Origin of the sequence: Ktedonobacter racemifer DSM 44963 (assembly GCF_000178855.1) — a bacterium.
Taxonomy (GTDB): domain Bacteria; phylum Chloroflexota; class Ktedonobacteria; order Ktedonobacterales; family Ktedonobacteraceae; genus Ktedonobacter; species Ktedonobacter racemifer.
The window spans coordinates 974374-990774 of record NZ_ADVG01000003.1 but is presented as its reverse complement, the minus strand read 5'-3'; the positions used below and the strand labels follow the sequence as shown (position 1 = coordinate 990774).

Here is a 16401-nt window from a genome sequence, read left to right as displayed (position 1 = left end):
CTGCCGGGCGTGGGGCCTACTGTGTGACGTCAAGTGAGAACCCTTATCCTGGTGCGTATTGAACATCGTATAATGGTTGTTGGAACGGAATTGCAGGGAGGTAAGCATGACCACTGTTACGCGACCCTATCTGAAGGTTGGAGGTGTACGCCTCTGTTGTGTGGACTTTGGCGGGGATGGTCCGCCAGTATTGCTTCTGCATGGCCTCGCGGGACGGGGGCTGGAATGGCGGGAGAGCGTGAGCTGGCTAAGAGAGCACTATCACGTCTACGCCCTGGATCAGCGCGGGCATGGTATGAGCGACAAGGGCTTAAACGACTACTCACGGGATGCCTATGTCAAGGATGTGATAAGCGTTATTGAACAGCTCCAGGTTCAGCCGGTGTTGCTCATTGGGCAGTCCATGGGTGGGCAGAACGCTTATCTTGTGGCCTCGCGTCGACCAGATCTTGTGCGTGGTTTGATTGTGGTTGAAGCCACGGTCAGCCCCAATCCTGATAAGCCTGATGTGCAAGAGAAGATCCGCAAGTGGCTGCATAGCTGGCCCCTCCCCTTCCCCTCGCTGGCCGATGCCAGAGTATACTTTGGTGGTGACACTCTCTATGCTCAGACCTGGCTGGAGATCCTTGAGGAGCGCAGCGATGGCTTCTGGCCCCAGTTCCACTTCGAAGATATGATCAGTTCAGTAGCCGACCAGGGGGTACACGATTATACAGATGAGTGGCGGCGCATCCAATGTCCGACGTTACTTGTCGGAGGCGAAAAGAGCTTTCTACCGCAGGACGAGCTACGTGCCATGGCTCAACAACTCCCTCATGCACGCTATGTCCAGATTGCTAACGCGGACCATGATCTTCACCTGAGTCAACCTCAGATCTGGCGACAGGAAGCCGAAGCGTTTCTGCGAGACCTGGACCATATCCGCTAGCTAATTCGTGTACCAGTATAGAAGGCCTATCTAAGATAGAGATAGAAGCATCTATTTCTTAGTAAAAATGAGGAGTGAAAGCGATGGCTGAGATACAAACCTATGACGCGATTGTGATTGGCGCGGGCCAGGGAGGCGGTCCGCTGGCCTCGGCCCTGGAGCAGAGCGGGAAGAAGGTTGCCATGGTCGAGCGCGAGCATGTGGGCGGCACATGCGTCAATGAAGGCTGTACGCCGACGAAAACCATGGTTGCCAGTGCCCGTGTGGCCTACCTGGCGCGTCGAGGCGCCGACTATGGCGTCTCGACGGGTCCTGTAAGCGTCGATATAGAGGTCGTGCGCAAGCGCAAGCGCGATATCGTAGATAGCTTTCGCTCGGGCAGCGAGAGGCGCCTGGTCTCCTCCGGCGTGGACCTGCTCATGGGCGAGGGTGAGTTCACCGGGCCTAAGCGCCTGCGCGTCACTCTCAACGATGGCGGTGTGCGCGAGATCGAGGCCGAAACCATTATCATCAATACCGGCCTGCGGCCAGCGACTCCACCCCTGGAGGGTATAGCGACCATTCCCACGCTCAATTCGACCAGCATCATGGAGCTGGATAGCGTGCCTGAGCATTTGCTGGTCATTGGTGGTGGCTATATTGGCCTGGAGTTTGGGCAGATGTTCCGCCGCTTTGGCAGCCAGGTCACGGTGATACAGCGCGGCGCCCGGCTTCTCTCGCGGGAAGATAAGGATGTCGCCGAGGAGGTGGCAAAGATCTTGCGCGAGGACGGCATCGAGATCCTCTTGCAGACGAAGCTCAAGCGCGTCACGAAGGATGCCAGCGGCAAGATCCATCTCACAGTCGAGACGCCCGAGGGCGAGCGCACCCTGGTAGGCTCGCACCTCCTGCTGGCCTCTGGTCGCGTTCCCAACACAGATAAGCTCAATCTCGCAGCCACGGACGTCGAGGCTAATGAGCATGGTCTGATCCAGGTCAATGACAAACTGGAGACCAATGTCTCGGGCATCTACGCCATTGGCGATGTCAAGGGCGGCCCGGCCTTTACCCACATTTCCTATGATGACTTCCGCATCCTGCGCACCAACCTGATCGAGAATGGTAACGCCAGTATCAAGGATCGCTTGCTGCCCTATACCGTCTTTATCGATCCCCAACTGGGGCGCGTCGGCCTGAGCGAGGAGGAGGCCCGCAAGCAGGGACTTGATATTCGCGTAGCGAAGATGCCCATGAGCTACGTCGCCCGCGCGCTGGAGACCGACGAGTCGCGTGGCTTTATGAAGGCCATCGTCGACCCGCGGACAAAGCAAATCCTGGGCGCTGCCGTCCTGGGCCTTGAGGGCGGCGAGGTCATGGCGATGTTGCAAATCGCCATGATGGGCAAGCTACCCTATACGGCCCTGCGTGATGGCGTCTTCTCCCACCCCAATCTCTCCGAGTCGCTCAACAACCTCTTCTCTATGCTTGATCAATAGGGCGGCGGGTGGCTGGTAGGGACCCGCTTTAGCGCGTCCAAGTGCCATTCATGGCAGTGCGGCGCAAGCTGGTTTTTCGCCTGAAGCAGGTGACGTAACCCGCGAAATGACGCCAAGGAGCGTTTTGGGCTGCGCCTACGGGCGATTAATCGCCTTTGGACGCGCTAAAGCTGGTCCCTACCTGCTTGCGGAGCCGTTTTGTGTGAGCCATTCGTGGGCCAGGCTGATGATGGCGATGAGGAGGATGGAGCAGGAGCAGAGCGCGATCCCGCTGGCTAGATACTGGTGGCTGGCGAAGAGGGGCGTGGCAAGCGCGGAACCAAGCATCAGGCCGGTTCCGGCGATGAGACGGCGCAGGCTGTACATCTTTCCCACGTCTGTGGAGGGAAAGTCGGTCTGGATGATGCTCACCAGAATCAGGTCACCTATTGGGCTGCCGAAGGCCGCGATGGCGGCGCCTAGCATGGCCAGGATGGGGGTCGTTGCCACGCCGATAAGCAGGAAGCCCAGCCCTAGAATGATCTGCCCAATGTACATCCAGCGCAGGTCGCGTGTGCGCGAGAGGTGATTTGTGAGGAAGAGGCTCAGCACATTGCCGACGCCGTATGCCCCCACGACCAGGCCATAGGTGCCAGCATTGGCTCCTGGCATGCGCGCGACCAGCAGGGGCACCCCTATGAGAAAGATGGCCGCCCAGGAAATATTGCTCAGGCCAAGGCTACCAAGTGCCCAGGCCAGCGGGCGATGGGCGCGTAACTGGACTAGCCCGCTACGCATATCGCTAAAGATATGTCCTCTGGCTTCTGGCTTCTGCTCACTCGTTTTCGCTTTTCTGGCAGGGAAGTGCCTGGCAAGCAGAAGGATACTGAAGGCTGAGAGGGTAAAGCTGATGGCGTCCAGGGTAAAGAAATGGGCCAGCGGGATGAGCAGAAGTAGCAGGCCGGTGAGACCCGGACCCAGGACGCGCGCCATCCTCTGCGTGCCATCCATCAGGGTATTGGCGGCATAAAGTTGTTTGCCATCACGCGTCAGGAGGGGCAGGCTGGCGATAAGCGCGGGATCAAAGAGCGTGCCCAGCGCCTCAAGACCGATACTCAGCAGGATGAGCTGCCAGATCTGGGGCGTGCCGCTGACCGCCAGGAGCGCAAGCGCACCTGCCAGCAGCGCTCGGAGCAGGTCGGTATAGACCATGGTCTCGCGGCGTGGCCAACGGTCCGCCAGGGTCCCACTGGGCAGGCTAAACATGAGGACCGTCAGCGATCCCAGCGCGCTCACGACTCCGGCTGTGCTGCCCAGGAGCCGGGTCGTAATCCAGATAAGCGCCACGCTAAAACATTGGTCCCCAATCGCCGAAAGCATCTGCCCGCCCCAGAGAATAGCCAGGTGCGGCGTGCGTAAAATCTTCAAGAAGTCCATGGACTCTATTCTCTTTCTTTAGTTACCACAATATTGTACGTTGTTTATGCCGCCTGCGGCGGCGAGGGGGAAAGAATTTGGGGACACCCCAAACCCCGCCAGGGGCTCTGCCCCTGGACCCCGTGTTTGCGCTCACCGGATTCCATCGAGGGACGGGACCCCGTTGCACATTGGCCAGGGTAATGGTGTGGAGGGTGCTGGCCGTCGCAGACGGCCAGCACCCTCCACACCATTACCCTGGCGAGCGCCGAAGGCGCGAGAAGTTACACTAGGCACAAGAATAATCAATGGCGGCCTATGAGACAAGATAATAGATGCTATAATCATTATTAAATTTATTTATGGGAAGAGGGCAATGGAGATTAATCAGTTACAGGCGTTTGACATGGTGACGCGCCAGGGAAGCTTTAGCAAGGCCGCGCGGGCGCTCGATATCTCGCAACCAACGATCAGCCTGCGTATTCGGGCATTGGAGGAGGCCGTGGGAGGCATACTCTTTGTGCGTGGTGGTACTCGCCTGGAACTGACGGAACTGGGAACAAGTTTTCTCCCCTATGCAAGGCAGGCCCTGAGTGCCCTGGCGACAGGAACCGAGATTGTGCGTCAGACAAAGCAAGGTGCCAGGGGAAGGGTCTCGCTGGCGACCTTGCCAGCGATGACCACAGGTTTTGTCTCCTCCGCCATTGCTCGCTTTAAAGCCAGCTATCCGCAGGTCGACCTCAATATTCACACGAACCACAGCGATCAAATTCTGGAGATGTTATATGATGACCTGGTCAAGCTTGGCCTGTTGAACTGGCCACTCTTTAGTCCAATTAGCCTGACGCCTCTTCTGCACTTTCGTGAGCCTTTAGTTGTCGTAGCCCATCCCGCCCATCCACTGGCGCAACGAGAGAGCCTCACGTCGCTAGACGTAGTACGTGAGGGGAATCCTTACTGGCAGGTCGATTGGGAGACGGAGACGCGAAGCTGGCATACACATCTGATAGGCGCGGAGCAGGCTTTGACCGCGTTGCCTATTCATACGGCCCATGACCTGGTTGTGCGTGGCATTGGCGTAGCGCTCCTGGCGCGCCCCCTCGTTACGGATGACCTGGCTGCCGGGCGCCTCGTAGAGCTTCCTGTGCAGGATCTGCCCGCCTTCGCGCGCGAGAGTGCCCTGGTGTGTCTGAGTCGCGAGAGGCAGCACCTCTCAAACGCGACCCGGAATTTCATCGACGTTTTGCGCGAAGAGGGACGTATGTTTATATACCCTGAATGATCTTGGCGAAACACCATAGGAGATGAGCATGTTTACAATTCTTAATCCACCTGCTTTTGCGCGTGTGAAGCCACTCTTTGCCGATATGGCGTACCACCTCGCCATTATGACTGTCCTGGCGGGGAAGACACCGGGGCAGGTGTATGTTGATGACCCTGAGGCACCCCAAACTGTGCTGCTTCTGCCCACTAATCCTCATCGTATCTATCTCGCGGGCCGAGCAGAGCATCCAGACCTGCAACAGACCATCCAGGCTATTTTAGCGCAACAATATCACAAATTATCCCCAGGTGCAGATGGCTATGGGGCTTTGCTGTACTATCCTTCTGGAGACGAGAACTGGCAGGCTCTTCTCGATACTGTTCTCCAGGGGCAGGAGACCTTTATGGGCCAGCGAGAGTTCCACCGCTTGAAGTTGCCACATACTACTGTAAGTTCTCCTCTTCCCGAGGGCTTTGTGCTGCGCCGCCTCGATGAGAAGCTTCTGCAAGAACTGGAGCCAACAAATAGAGCGCATGTCCTTGAAGAGATCTGTTCAGAAAGCCCCTCACTTGAACACTTTCTTACGTATAACTTTGGCCTCTGCGCACAGCATGAACACACGCTCGCTGGCTGGTGCCTGGCCGAGTATCGCGACCAGGAGCGCTGCGAACTGGGCATTGAGACGCTGGAGGATTATCAGCTCCAGGGCATCGCGACCGCCCTGGCCCAGGCCATCATTGAGCAAGCTTTTGTAGAGGGCGTGACCGAGATTGGCTGGCATTGTTGGACCAGAAACACGGCCTCGGTCGCCACCGCCAAAAAACTAGGTTTCGAGAAGGTTGTAGATTACCCTGTGTACTATTGCCAGTACCGCCAGGAGACATAGTATGCGGATTTCCGTTTTTGATATGTACAAAAAGAATAGCATGGAACATGGGTAGGAGCTGTATGAGGTTGAGGAGGAGGTTGGAAGAGGATGGCACGTACGCTCACCACCACGCTTAATACGGCAATAGGCGATACCACGCGTGTCCCTGTTATCTCAGCTACGTGTGAGGATCACATCTCACGCTACAACCAGCTCGCAGCCGCCAACACGGCGCAGGCGCAAAGCTTCTTCAGCGCCTGCATCGCCAGCGATGGCTCGATTATTCGCGTGTGGGTGGTGGCGGGCAGCTCTCCAACCAGTTTTCAGTATCAGCGCATCACCAGCCCCACGACTGCGAGCCAGTGGACGACATGGACGACGTTTGGAGGCGCTAGCGCGACTATCGCGCTCAATGGCGCCTGCTGTGTCTCCAACAATGGCGGGACGCTGCGCGCCTTTGCCCAGCATGGCGCGGGCAGTAATGAACTGTGGACCTGGAGTTCAACGGATAACGGCGTGACGTGGAGCGCCAGCCCCAGCGTGGTCTTTACGCCTGCTGTTGGAGCGCTTATGCGTGGCATGGCAAGCGCGGGCAATAATGATCTCTTCATCCAGTACGATGTAGTTGGCGGCAAGTCTATGGGCATGACGACCTTTAGCGGCTCATGGTCGGCTCTCGCGGTTTGGCCGGGTGGCATCGTCTCAGGCCTGGCAGGGGTAGCCGTCGCCTGGGACTCTTCGACCTCGCTATACCGCCTGGTCTATTCGACGGCCACAGAGATCTACAGCTTCAATGTTAATAGCACAGGCTCAGCCTGGAGCAACCAGAACTACCTCGTAGCTGCGACGGCCAACGGCCTCATACATCAATCGCCCTTCTTGCTCAAGGAGCCAAATGGGACGTATACCGTGACGTATGTAGACTACAATCCAGGCACGATCACGGGCGCGAGCTTCTTCTACCCGCGCGTGCGCCAGAGTACAGACTTCATCCACTGGAGCAATGGCTACATCTTCCAGGACGCCAACAATGCCGCCAATCTGGGCATCGTTCCACTCTATAGACCCACGGATACCACCGTGTATATGGTAGCCCAGAATCGAACCTATACGCGCAGCGACTACAGCCAGGCCGACCCGGCGCGCTACCTCGACATGTCGACGGCGATCCTCTCCTACAAACGCACAGAGCATGAGAGCAAAGCCGCCACCATCGAGCTAGAGCTGGACAATACAGGCGGCGCGTTCAATTCCAAGGTAGGCAGCTTGACGAGCTTTGCCCCCATCAATATCGGCTCCAGCCTGGTCCTGAATGAAGGATATAAGACCGGAGCGGCACACACCACGCCCGAGTCGGTGAAGAGCGCGACGTTCAGGATGAAGAAAGTCACGTTTGAGCGTGGGCCGAGCACGCACCGCATCAAGATTGTCGGGGTGGATGCCTCATACCTACTGGACGCCATCAATCATTTTCAGATCCAGTATGCTGGCCAGACGGTGGCCTATCTCATTACGGAGATCTGCGCCAGGGCGGGACTCTTTACCGTTGTCGTGCCAGGTAGCTCGACATTCACGCAGGCGGTGCCCATCTTCATCTTACAGGCCAACAGGACGCTACGCGCCACGCTGAACGAGGTCTGTCAGACCTATAACCTGCGCTACTTCATAGACCAGGATGAGAAGGTACAGCTCCGCGAGTTCAGCGTGGGCGATGCCTCAGTGTGGACATACCAGCCAGAGGTAGGGGTGTTGAGCCTGGGCACAGACGATGAGCCAGCCAATCACGTTATCGTGACAGGGGCCGCGACCACAAACACCACGACGGCCAAGGTAAGCACCGGAGAAGCCTACGATATGACCGCCGAGAAGCTGATCGGGCGCGAGCGCATCAAGCATGTCGTCGATTTGAAGCTGACCACGCCAGCGCAGTGTGCCCTTCGCGCGTCGTCGATACTCTACCAGGAGCAGCGCGCCACCGTGGCTCACCACATCAATGTCCCACTAAATCCCGCTCTCCAGTTGCACGATCCTCTGACACTGACAGACTACGCCGCACCCAAAGGCACCGGCCAGAGCGGCAAGTTCCGCATCAACGCCATGCAGGCCGAGTACAGCGCCCAGGCCGCAAAGTTTGAGCACACCATCAGCCTGGAGGGCGCATAAATGCTCACAGTGCCCGCATGTTTTCGGTAGGGACCCGGTTTACCGCGTTCAAAGGCGATTAATCGCCTGTAGGCGCAGCCCAAAACGTTCCTCGGCGTCATTTCGCGTGATGGATTCTCCGTTCACCAGCAAAAACCGGCTTGCGCCGCACTGCCATGAATGGCATTTGGACGCGGTAAGCCAGGTCCCTACCAGCCTGGGAAGCCAGTTCGCGTTAGTGTTGCTTAGCGTACGTAAAATGATGAATAGCGCTATAAGGAGACTGCCCTATGCTATTAAGCGATGTTGAGAATGCCTGTCGCCTGGACCTCTTTGATCTGGCGGGCGCGAGTCAGCGCTGGAGTAATGCGGACCTGGACCGCGCCATTGATAAGGCTGTGGAGCGCTACACCCAGTATTATCCCAATATCGCCATGGTCGATATGCAGGCGCAGCCCTTTCAGCGCACCTATCCCTATCCAGCCTCCTGGAATTCTGCCTATCCCGTGCTCTGGCTGGAGCGTATCCTCTATCCCTTGCAAGTCTATGGCAGTGTCTTCGCATCTCCTACGGCTGGACCAAGCCTCTCCCTCACTTCTGGTACCAACCTGGGCCTGGACGTCTATAAATACGCAGTTAGCCTGCTCACTCAGGGCGGCGAGACGACGCCTGGTCCCCTGGTTCAGGTTACGACTACGAGCAGCAACCAGGCTGTCAACCTGGCGAGTATTCCCCTGGGACCTCTCGCCCAGGCCCTCCCCGCCGTGGGCACCAATACCGTCATCGGGCGCAACATCTACCGCACGCTCGTGGGCGGCTCTACACTCTACCTGCTCGCCACGCTCGCCGATAACACCACCACAAGTTACCTCGATACCGCCAGCGATGCCAGCCTGGCGAACATGCCCCAACCACCCCTAGTCAATACCTCGGGCATCATGCTCTGGCCGCCCATAGAGCGTGCCTTCGCCGAGTATAGCAATCTCTACGATAGCTCAACGGCCCTGGCGGCGGGCGGCAACCTGGGAAACATGGGCGCGGTCGGCAGCCACCAGGGCACTACAGGAGCCAGCATGTCTACCTTTACCCTCAAGCTCGACAATAGCGAGCTACCAAAGGATAACACCCTGATCATGCGCGTCTTCTATGCCACTCGCCACCAGTTAGATAGCCAGGGGAGCACCATTCCCGAGATTCACCGCGACATTATCGTGCTGGGCGCCTGTGCCTACGCTCTAGAGGCCTACCAGATACCGACCAACGACAACTTCGCGTTCCAGGATGGCAGCGTCCGCGACCACCTGGATGACACAGCTATTCCCGGCGCCTGGCTGCGGGCCTCCCAAAACAAGATGACACAATTCCAGCGGCGCCTGGAGGAGATCAAGCGCCAGCGTGACTACGCCTCTTCCGCCATCGCCCAATGGGGCCAGGTCCAGCGCTACTGGTGGAGGATCTAACCATATGATCGATCAGATAGCAGAAATCATCAGTGGTATTACAGCCATCATCAGCGTAGCCGTGGTCAACAGGGGTACATTCGCCTGGAGGAGCGGGAATGCTTCGATGGCAGCCTAAATTCAAAAGCGTGTCATTGAGGCCTTGAAGGCGTAAATTGAAACGCTGGAGACAAAGATCGAGGAGGCACGAGCGGAAAATAAACGCCTGCGTCTGGCCATCGAAACGCTCTGCCTTGCCTTGAAGCCGTGAGGCCTCGATGTACAAATTTAGGATGAGATTATCATTATCCGTGACCTAGCAGGCAGTAGTAGTGTGACAAAGATCAAGACCGAGGAGGTGGGAGGCGAGAGCAATGGCGACCATAGGCCTTAGTTAAAGAGGGTATGAGAAACCCCATACCCTCTTTAACTAAACTAGATCAATCTACGGCCTTCAGGCCATTCATGAAGAAGCTTATTACCTTTTTTAAAGTTACAAGAAGGACAGGTTAAAACAATGTTCGATATATCATTAGAGCCATCTTTTGAGAGAGGAACTATATGGTCAACATGATATAGTTGATCAAAGCATAACCATCTATTGCAATGATTATCCTTCTCACTTTAACCTACGCCTGTTTACCAAACAGCGGACTAGGCGGGAGGATGCACTACGAGCATCCTATGCACCTCTCTCTACTGAGAGATGTTCACTCGTGAGATGATTCCAGGAACATCTCTGGGGGATCCCAGAAGCTCAACTGGACGGGAGGCCCGGCATCCTGGATCCTCTGCTGATTCTGCTGTTTCCACGCTTCATGCCGCGTCATGAGGAGCGCCTTGACCTCCGAGGTCGAGCGACATGCCGCCAGTTTCCGATCCCCCCAGCGTCCCGCGAGCGTCTGTGCGGCTTTGCGGTCGGCCTGGTCTGCGTAACCACAGACCAGGCACTTGAAGGTTTTCTGGTTCGGCCGATTAGCGCGATCGACATAATGGCAGCGGGGGCATTCCTGAGAGGAATAGGCGGCTCGGACCGTGTGGGCTGCCATGCCCTGTTTGGCGGCGGCCCAGGCCAGCTGCTCTGGGATATGCCCCAGGTGAGAAGCATACAGATAACTGTTCATCACCCTTGCTTTGAAGCGCATCGAGGCCACATTGAGGTCCTCATAAATGAGTCTGGCATCTCGATGATCTTTGACCAACGCATTGACCGCCCGGTTGATCTCTTGCTTGACGTGACGGCTCAAGCGTTGCGACGTTTCAGAACTTGTCGAAGGAAGCTTGCCCTTTGGGACGCCTTTCTTTTCCAGACAGGCTCGCAGTTTCGCCTTGCGGCGACGCTTTTCCCGATCGTGCTTGTGCTGTCGGGCCATCTTGCCATGAAAACTGCCATACGCTTTATTGGTGGAGGTCGTGAGGAAATGGGCAATGCCCACATCGACGCCTACTGTAGGGGCGTCAGGCTTGGTTTGAAGAGGAACGTCCTCGTCAAAGGAGAGCGTCAGCCACCAGACTCCATTGCGCTTGTGAAGTGTTGTGGATGCATTGAGCGTGCGGCCTTCGAGTGCTCGTTTGTGATAGGAGGCGAGTTTGACTGGGACTCGAAGCGGATTCCCGACATCTAAGGTGGACACGCGCAGCCAGTAGTCGAACGTGGAGTCCTCCGACTTCTCGAGCACCACCACGTTGACATTGGCTTGGATGACTGGCACACGCAGCACAGGGAGATCCCATTCGGTCCAGGTCGGTTCGCGGCGTTTGAAGGCGGACATCCGGCCTTCCGCCTGAGCCTTGGCCTGAGCATAATCAGCCACATCTTCCAGGTATGCCTGATAGGCGTTCGCTCGATTCGTGCGAACGCTTTTGGCAATGCCTGCGGCTTGCTGTATTGCCACTCGATGCAAGCGGTCGGAAAGATCGGTTTTGAAGACGGTTTCTTGGTACTTGTCCGGGCTTGTCTCGGCCTCGCAAAACAGGGTGGTGTACTGTTGGCACAGCGGCAAGTAAACCGCCACAAGCTGATCGAGCGCCTCAAGTTTGCCAGGATTGGCCTCAATGAGACGGATATGGGTCACCGCTCGAGTGATGGTCTGCTTCGTCTTCTTTTTGCGCTTGCGCTTTTTTTTCTCATCAAGCGAGGCTTTTTGGGGCTTCTTGCTCACGGGCGGGTCCATTCTGCTGCAAAGCCGCTAGCACTTGTTCCGTCTTGCGTTTGGCTCGTCTGCGACCATAAAGACGAGCGCAAAACGAGGGAATGATGCTGATAAAATCGCCCATGAGATCATCGTCGGCGGTATCAGCGGTGTTGACGATGACCAGTTTCCGTCCTTGCATAGCCAACAAGGTCTGAATATAGGCCACGCCAAAGCGAGAAGCGCGATCTTTGTGTTCAACCACGATCTGCCCGATTTTGAGATCTGCCAGCAGCGCCAGAAACTTGGGCCGCTGATCGTTGATGCCACTGCCGCACTCTTTGACGACTTTGCTGACCGACCAGCCTTGGGCATTGCACCAGGTCACCAGCCGCTCGGCTTGCCTTTCCAGGTTGTCTTTGTTTTCGCTGCTTGAAACACGAGCATACACAGCGACGGCGTGGACCGGAACCGAGCGAAGCTCCGGCGGATCAATGATCACGGTGCCGGTGGGCAATTGATAGCCGGGAATCTGGCCGCGTTTCCACATACGCCAGGCGCTGTTATAACTGATCCCAATCTTCTTGGCATAACTCGATAACTTCATACATCCAAGTTTACTCTATCTGCTTGAGATATGCAAGAGATGATGATACTTTGTGATGGTTGCTTATACAAAATGGATACTTTACCCAATTTTGTCGAGCAATAATAGCACTTAGAAAGTTGTCTCTTCTTTTGATCAAGAAGTTGAGCAGAGGTATAGAAACCAACAGCAGAATTTTTTCGTGCTCTGCGTTTAAGAACGTTCGTACGATGAGTCAAACGACCTCATTCTGTTAGAAGATACTTCTTTCGATACTCACGATACAGAGATATATGCGCTTGCCTATACCACCTACCATACTCAGCAATGCGAAATTTGTGCTTTTGATAATACTGTTTATTGCGCTCAAGATAATACTCTCTATGTTCTTGGTAATACTGCTTATGGAGTTCGGAAAAATGAGATTTGTGGGATTGATAGTACTGTTGCTTATACACAACATAATAAGCTCTATGTTCTTGGTAATGCAATTTATTCTTTTCGGCAAGTTCGGCTTTATGCTCCTGACGATATCGCTTCCCATACTCACGAATACATGCTTTGCATCGGACACCTCGCCGTGTGATGTTGGACGTATATGGTCAGTCGAAATGAGCAAAAAACGAAGGCGGAGGAGACGGTTCGTTCAGCTCCAGAGGCCATTTCCCCTTTTTGAGAAGCCCACTTTTTTGCTCATTTCGACTGACCACGGACGTCAAGTATCATGTGACGGAGTGTCTTGCATCGAGGAGACAAACCATCTTTAGAAGCTTTATTCACATGGTAAAACTCAGTAGTGGAAGGAAGAAACCTACTACACTGTGTACATTGCTTCTGAGGGGCATTTTGAGGTATAGTATCACTCATGGTAAGGGTCAACTCCTTATCATCACGCCCCCGGATGTGTCCAGCATCGCGGGGGTAAACCATTTTTTAGATGCGTCTATTATAGCATAAAATATACAAGTACACTATAAAGAATTTATTAAAGAAGGAGGGGTACAATGCCACAGATTGGTTTGGACTGTGAAATGGTGCTTGATAATACGGGTTACTTTGTTAAGCCGGGAAGCTATATTATGCGCCAGCCGCGTAATCGCAAGATTACGGTGCGCGCGGATGGCGCCAATGCCTATGTCGATATCGGACCAGGCAAGCGCCTATGGGAGCTGACTATCCTCTGCCTCAACGAGCTCAAACGCTACGATGGCGCGAATGTGTCATTGACGGGGCAGCAGTATCGCGATGCCCTGCGTGCCAGCTTTCTAGCCAGCAGCGGCACAACCATCAACTTTAGCGAGCCAATCGGCTCCAGCAGCATCGCGGTCCACTTTGATGCCTATCAGGAGCGTATCCTCAATCTCCACAGCCAGGTCATCGCCCCAGCTACAGGCGGCTCTCCTGGCGCCTCCTACGAGGTCTCGATAACCCTGGTCGAGGCATAAACAAAAATGTGAGGTGCCTCACAGAATTCCTGACAAGCGTTCGCTATTATGCTGGTGTGGCAGACAACCAGGCATAAAGATGAGCCACCTTGATATACCGAGTATATTGTAATTTAGAACAACACAGTAATACTTATAAATCTGGAGAAAACCATATTATGCGTCTAAAGAATTCTATCCTCATCATGTCTCTACTGCTTCTGCTGGCGGCAATGTTGACGGCATGTGGCTCTACATCCGCGTCAGCATCATCCGGGAGCACTCCGACCGCGACCAGCACCAGCACTCCGGCTGCGACAGCAACTAGCGCCACTCCGACTGCCACGACAGCGACCAGTGATAGCACTCCTGCCGCGACCCCTACCAGTACATCTAGCGACTCTTCGTCTAATGTCGTTATCGAGGTACGAGATATCCCCAGCACTCAGGCTGTCGGCTCTACCTTTACTGTGTTGACCACCATGCAGGGTATGACCGTCTATGCGCACTTGTTGCAAGGAGCAAGTGGTTTTAGCTGTGATGGTACATGCGCGCAAACCTGGAAGCCCCTCCTCTTCAAGGGTACGGGGACGCCCGCCAGCGCCACAAAGCTGCCCGGCAAGCTGAGCGTAGGTACCGACGCCAATGGAAACCGTGTTGTACTCTACCAGGGATACTACCTCTTTACCAACGTGAACGATAAGGTCCCCGGCGACGCCAAAGGCGTAGGTGCCGACAACTCCCCCTGGCAGCCCGCCATACCCAACATGCCCACCGGTCTATAACCATATCCATATACCTGTAATATCCATGTCAGCGTATTCTCGCCACTGCGTGGCTCGCCTGGGCGAGGGTATGTGATGGCGGCGTGGCTGCGACACGCCGCCATCACATACCCTCGCCCAGGCACTTCTATGGTCGGGTTATACTGGGTATATAGAAGAGTATGCGAGGAGAGTGCCTATGGATGTTATGGATTATCTGCGTCGTTGCTCGGCTTCGGGACCGGTGGTCCCAGGCGGTCTGGAGCCGACGTTGGGGACGTTGAAGGTATTACACGAGGCACATCTCATCGCGATCCCATTTGAGAATCTGGATATCCACTGCGGCCAATCTCTCTGCCTGGACGAGGTGGCGCTCTTTAAGAAGATCGTACTCATGCGGCGCGGGGGCATCTGTTATGAGTTGAATGGCCTCTTTGCCACTCTACTACGCAGGCTGGGCTTTCGCGTCTCGCTAATCTCCGCTGGCGTCGCGCACGATCATGTACACTTTGGTCCCGAGTTCGATCACCTGGCTTTACTGGTGCATCTCGCGGATGGCGACTGGCTGGCGGATGTCGGCTTTAGTAGCTCTTTCAGGCATCCCTTAAAGGTTGAGGCCGAAGTTGTCCAGGCCTTTCACGATCATCGCTATCGCCTGCACCGCGAGAGCGCGTACTGGACCGTGCAGCGAGCCAGGAACAGCGCCTGGGAGTCGCTCTACCGTTTCCAACTCCAGCCACACGAGATACACCATTTTGCTGAGAGGTGCCGCTATCAAGAGACCTCGCCAGAGTCTTACTTCACGCAGAATCTCCTCTTTACGCGGGCGACAGAGACCGGGCGCATCACGCTCTGCGACCGCAAACTCGCCATCTCCTCAAGCGCTGAACGTTCCCTTTGCGAGATCCAGACGGAGGAGGAGTACCGGGCCGTGCTAATCCGCCATTTCGGCATTACACTTCTGCCAGAGACACGCCTCCGTTTTTACACCTCTGCCTGACCCTCCCTGGTTCTTTCGGCATAGCCCATGAGCGTGAGCGCGTACTGGCGCACCATCTCGCGTAACTCGGGTGGGTGATGAATGACGAAGGGAAGGCCCATGCCAGCAAGCAAGCGCGCCATCCAGGGCAGATCTCCCACCTCGCTACGCACAAGAACCCCTTGATTGACCTCTGTAAAATGCCCCTTTGAAAGCCGGCTTTTGCGCTGCGCCTCCTCCAATGTTGTCTCCAGCCAGACCTCAACCTGCCATACGCGAGGAACGGAGGCCAGGGCGCGCTGGACGGCGGGGAGCGTCTCAAAGTTCTCTGGGCGCCGAAACGGCTCGCTCGTCATCTCAATCTTAACGATACGGTCGAGGCGGAAGAGGCGCTGAGCCTGGCGCAGGTGGCAGTAACCAATGGTATACCAGAAGCCTTCATGCGCGACCACGCCATAAGGATCAAATAGACGCTCAGTTACCTCTGAGCCGGGGGGGTGGTAGCTCAGACGAACGCTGCGCTCACTCTGGACAGCGGTACTCAGCATCATCACAGCCACGATTGAAGGCGCCGCATGCGCTGAACTGTTCTCGAAGATCACGGTCTCCCCAACCGCCTGGATGCGCTCACGTGTCGATATGGGCAGGACGCGCTCGATCTTTGCCAATGTCCCTTCAAACGCGGGCGAGGTCTGCGCAAGGCCGTTCTCGCGAGCCATCATCAGGCTCAGTGTCAGGGCCAGGGCCTCATCCTCGGTGAAAATAAGTGGAGGAAGCTTGTAGCCGGGCCTGAGCCGGTAGGCCCCATAGCGGCCCCGCTCAGCCTCCACAGGGATACCCAGGTCGCTTAGCGTCTCAATGTAATCCCGAACCGTGCGGATATTGACCTCCAGTCGGTGCGCCAGCTCGTTCCCAGTCATGCGCCCATGCGATTGCAGCAATTCCAGGACCGTCAAGACGCGTGCCGTCGGACGATAGACCACTTTTTCCCTCCTGTCTCAAACT

At 55.9% G+C, this 16401-nt stretch carries 14 protein-coding genes and 1 pseudogene; 10 read left to right on the top strand and 5 right to left on the bottom strand.

The features are described from left to right. Window positions 1-106 precede the first annotated feature (106 nt). Together KRAC_RS33330 and KRAC_RS33325 are read left to right on the top strand one after the other, a co-directional pair. Complete coding sequence (locus KRAC_RS33330) at window positions 107-928, top strand: alpha/beta fold hydrolase (RefSeq protein ID WP_007914975.1); 822 nt, start codon at window positions 107-109, stop codon at window positions 926-928. Between the two features lie 83 nt (window positions 929-1011). Beyond that, a complete protein-coding gene (locus KRAC_RS33325; RefSeq protein WP_007914973.1) occupies window positions 1012-2403 on the top strand; it encodes a mercuric reductase in 1392 nt (463 codons plus the stop codon). Between the two features lie 177 nt (window positions 2404-2580). On the opposite strand, the gene KRAC_RS33320 is transcribed toward KRAC_RS33325, so the two are convergent. Continuing rightward, window positions 2581-3819 (bottom strand): MFS transporter, encoded by a 1239-nt coding sequence (locus KRAC_RS33320; RefSeq protein ID WP_007914971.1) that lies wholly within the window; start codon window positions 3817-3819, stop codon window positions 2581-2583. A 77-nt stretch (window positions 3820-3896) separates the two neighbouring features. Between KRAC_RS33320 and KRAC_RS71950 the strand changes: the two genes are divergently transcribed. The 5 genes from KRAC_RS71950 (at window position 3897) to KRAC_RS33300 (ending at window position 9532) form a co-directional block, all read left to right on the top strand. Then, window positions 3897-4091 (top strand): hypothetical protein, encoded by a 195-nt coding sequence (locus tag KRAC_RS71950; protein ID WP_157507411.1) that lies wholly within the window; start codon window positions 3897-3899, stop codon window positions 4089-4091. Window positions 4092-4174: 83 nt separating this feature from the next. After that, complete coding sequence (locus tag KRAC_RS33315; protein WP_007914970.1) at window positions 4175-5080, top strand: LysR family transcriptional regulator; 906 nt, start codon at window positions 4175-4177, stop codon at window positions 5078-5080. Between the two features lie 28 nt (window positions 5081-5108). Beyond that, window positions 5109-5948 (top strand): GNAT family N-acetyltransferase, encoded by an 840-nt coding sequence (locus KRAC_RS33310; protein WP_007914968.1) that lies wholly within the window; start codon window positions 5109-5111, stop codon window positions 5946-5948. Window positions 5949-6038: 90 nt separating this feature from the next. Beyond that, window positions 6039-8093, top strand: a complete 2055-nt coding sequence (locus tag KRAC_RS33305) for a PLL family lectin (RefSeq protein ID WP_007914966.1) — start codon at window positions 6039-6041, stop codon at window positions 8091-8093. A 269-nt stretch (window positions 8094-8362) separates the two neighbouring features. Then, a complete protein-coding gene (locus KRAC_RS33300) occupies window positions 8363-9532 on the top strand; it encodes a hypothetical protein (RefSeq protein WP_007914964.1) in 1170 nt (389 codons plus the stop codon). A 414-nt stretch (window positions 9533-9946) separates the two neighbouring features. Here the strand turns inward: KRAC_RS33300 and KRAC_RS79855 are convergent. The 3 genes and pseudogenes from KRAC_RS79855 to KRAC_RS33290 all read right to left on the bottom strand — a co-directional run. Then, window positions 9947-10087 (bottom strand): annotated as a pseudogene (locus KRAC_RS79855) (HNH endonuclease); the annotation flags it as partial. A gap of 134 nt (window positions 10088-10221) precedes the next feature. Further along, on the bottom strand, window positions 10222-11673 hold the full coding sequence (locus KRAC_RS33295; RefSeq protein WP_040441717.1) for an RNA-guided endonuclease TnpB family protein: 1452 nt from the start codon (window positions 11671-11673) through the stop codon (window positions 10222-10224). Further along, the gene (locus KRAC_RS33290) at window positions 11642-12250 is read right to left on the bottom strand and encodes an IS607 family transposase (protein WP_007914961.1); all 609 of its coding nucleotides are present in this window, start codon (window positions 12248-12250) and stop codon (window positions 11642-11644) included. The genes KRAC_RS33295 and KRAC_RS33290 overlap by 32 nt, the downstream gene beginning before the upstream one ends. A gap of 983 nt (window positions 12251-13233) precedes the next feature. On the opposite strand from KRAC_RS33290, the gene KRAC_RS33280 reads away from it, so the two are divergent. The 3 genes from KRAC_RS33280 (at window position 13234) to KRAC_RS33265 (ending at window position 15417) form a co-directional block, all read left to right on the top strand. After that, window positions 13234-13674: a hypothetical protein gene (locus tag KRAC_RS33280; RefSeq protein WP_007914958.1), complete on the top strand. Its 441-nt coding sequence runs from the start codon at window positions 13234-13236 to the stop codon at window positions 13672-13674. 158 nt (window positions 13675-13832) lie between these two features. Further along, window positions 13833-14438 carry a COG4315 family predicted lipoprotein gene (locus KRAC_RS66785; protein WP_007914956.1) on the top strand — a complete coding sequence of 202 codons (606 nt, stop codon included), beginning with the start codon at window positions 13833-13835 and terminating at the stop codon, window positions 14436-14438. A 178-nt stretch (window positions 14439-14616) separates the two neighbouring features. After that, entirely contained in the window at window positions 14617-15417 is an 801-nt protein-coding gene (locus tag KRAC_RS33265; protein WP_007914953.1) for an arylamine N-acetyltransferase family protein, read from the top strand. Here the strand turns inward: KRAC_RS33265 and KRAC_RS33260 are convergent. Continuing rightward, the gene (locus tag KRAC_RS33260) at window positions 15402-16379 is read right to left on the bottom strand and encodes a helix-turn-helix transcriptional regulator (protein WP_007914951.1); all 978 of its coding nucleotides are present in this window, start codon (window positions 16377-16379) and stop codon (window positions 15402-15404) included. The two genes, KRAC_RS33265 and KRAC_RS33260, sit on opposite strands and share 16 nt — an antisense overlap. Window positions 16380-16401: the final 22 nt, after the last annotated feature.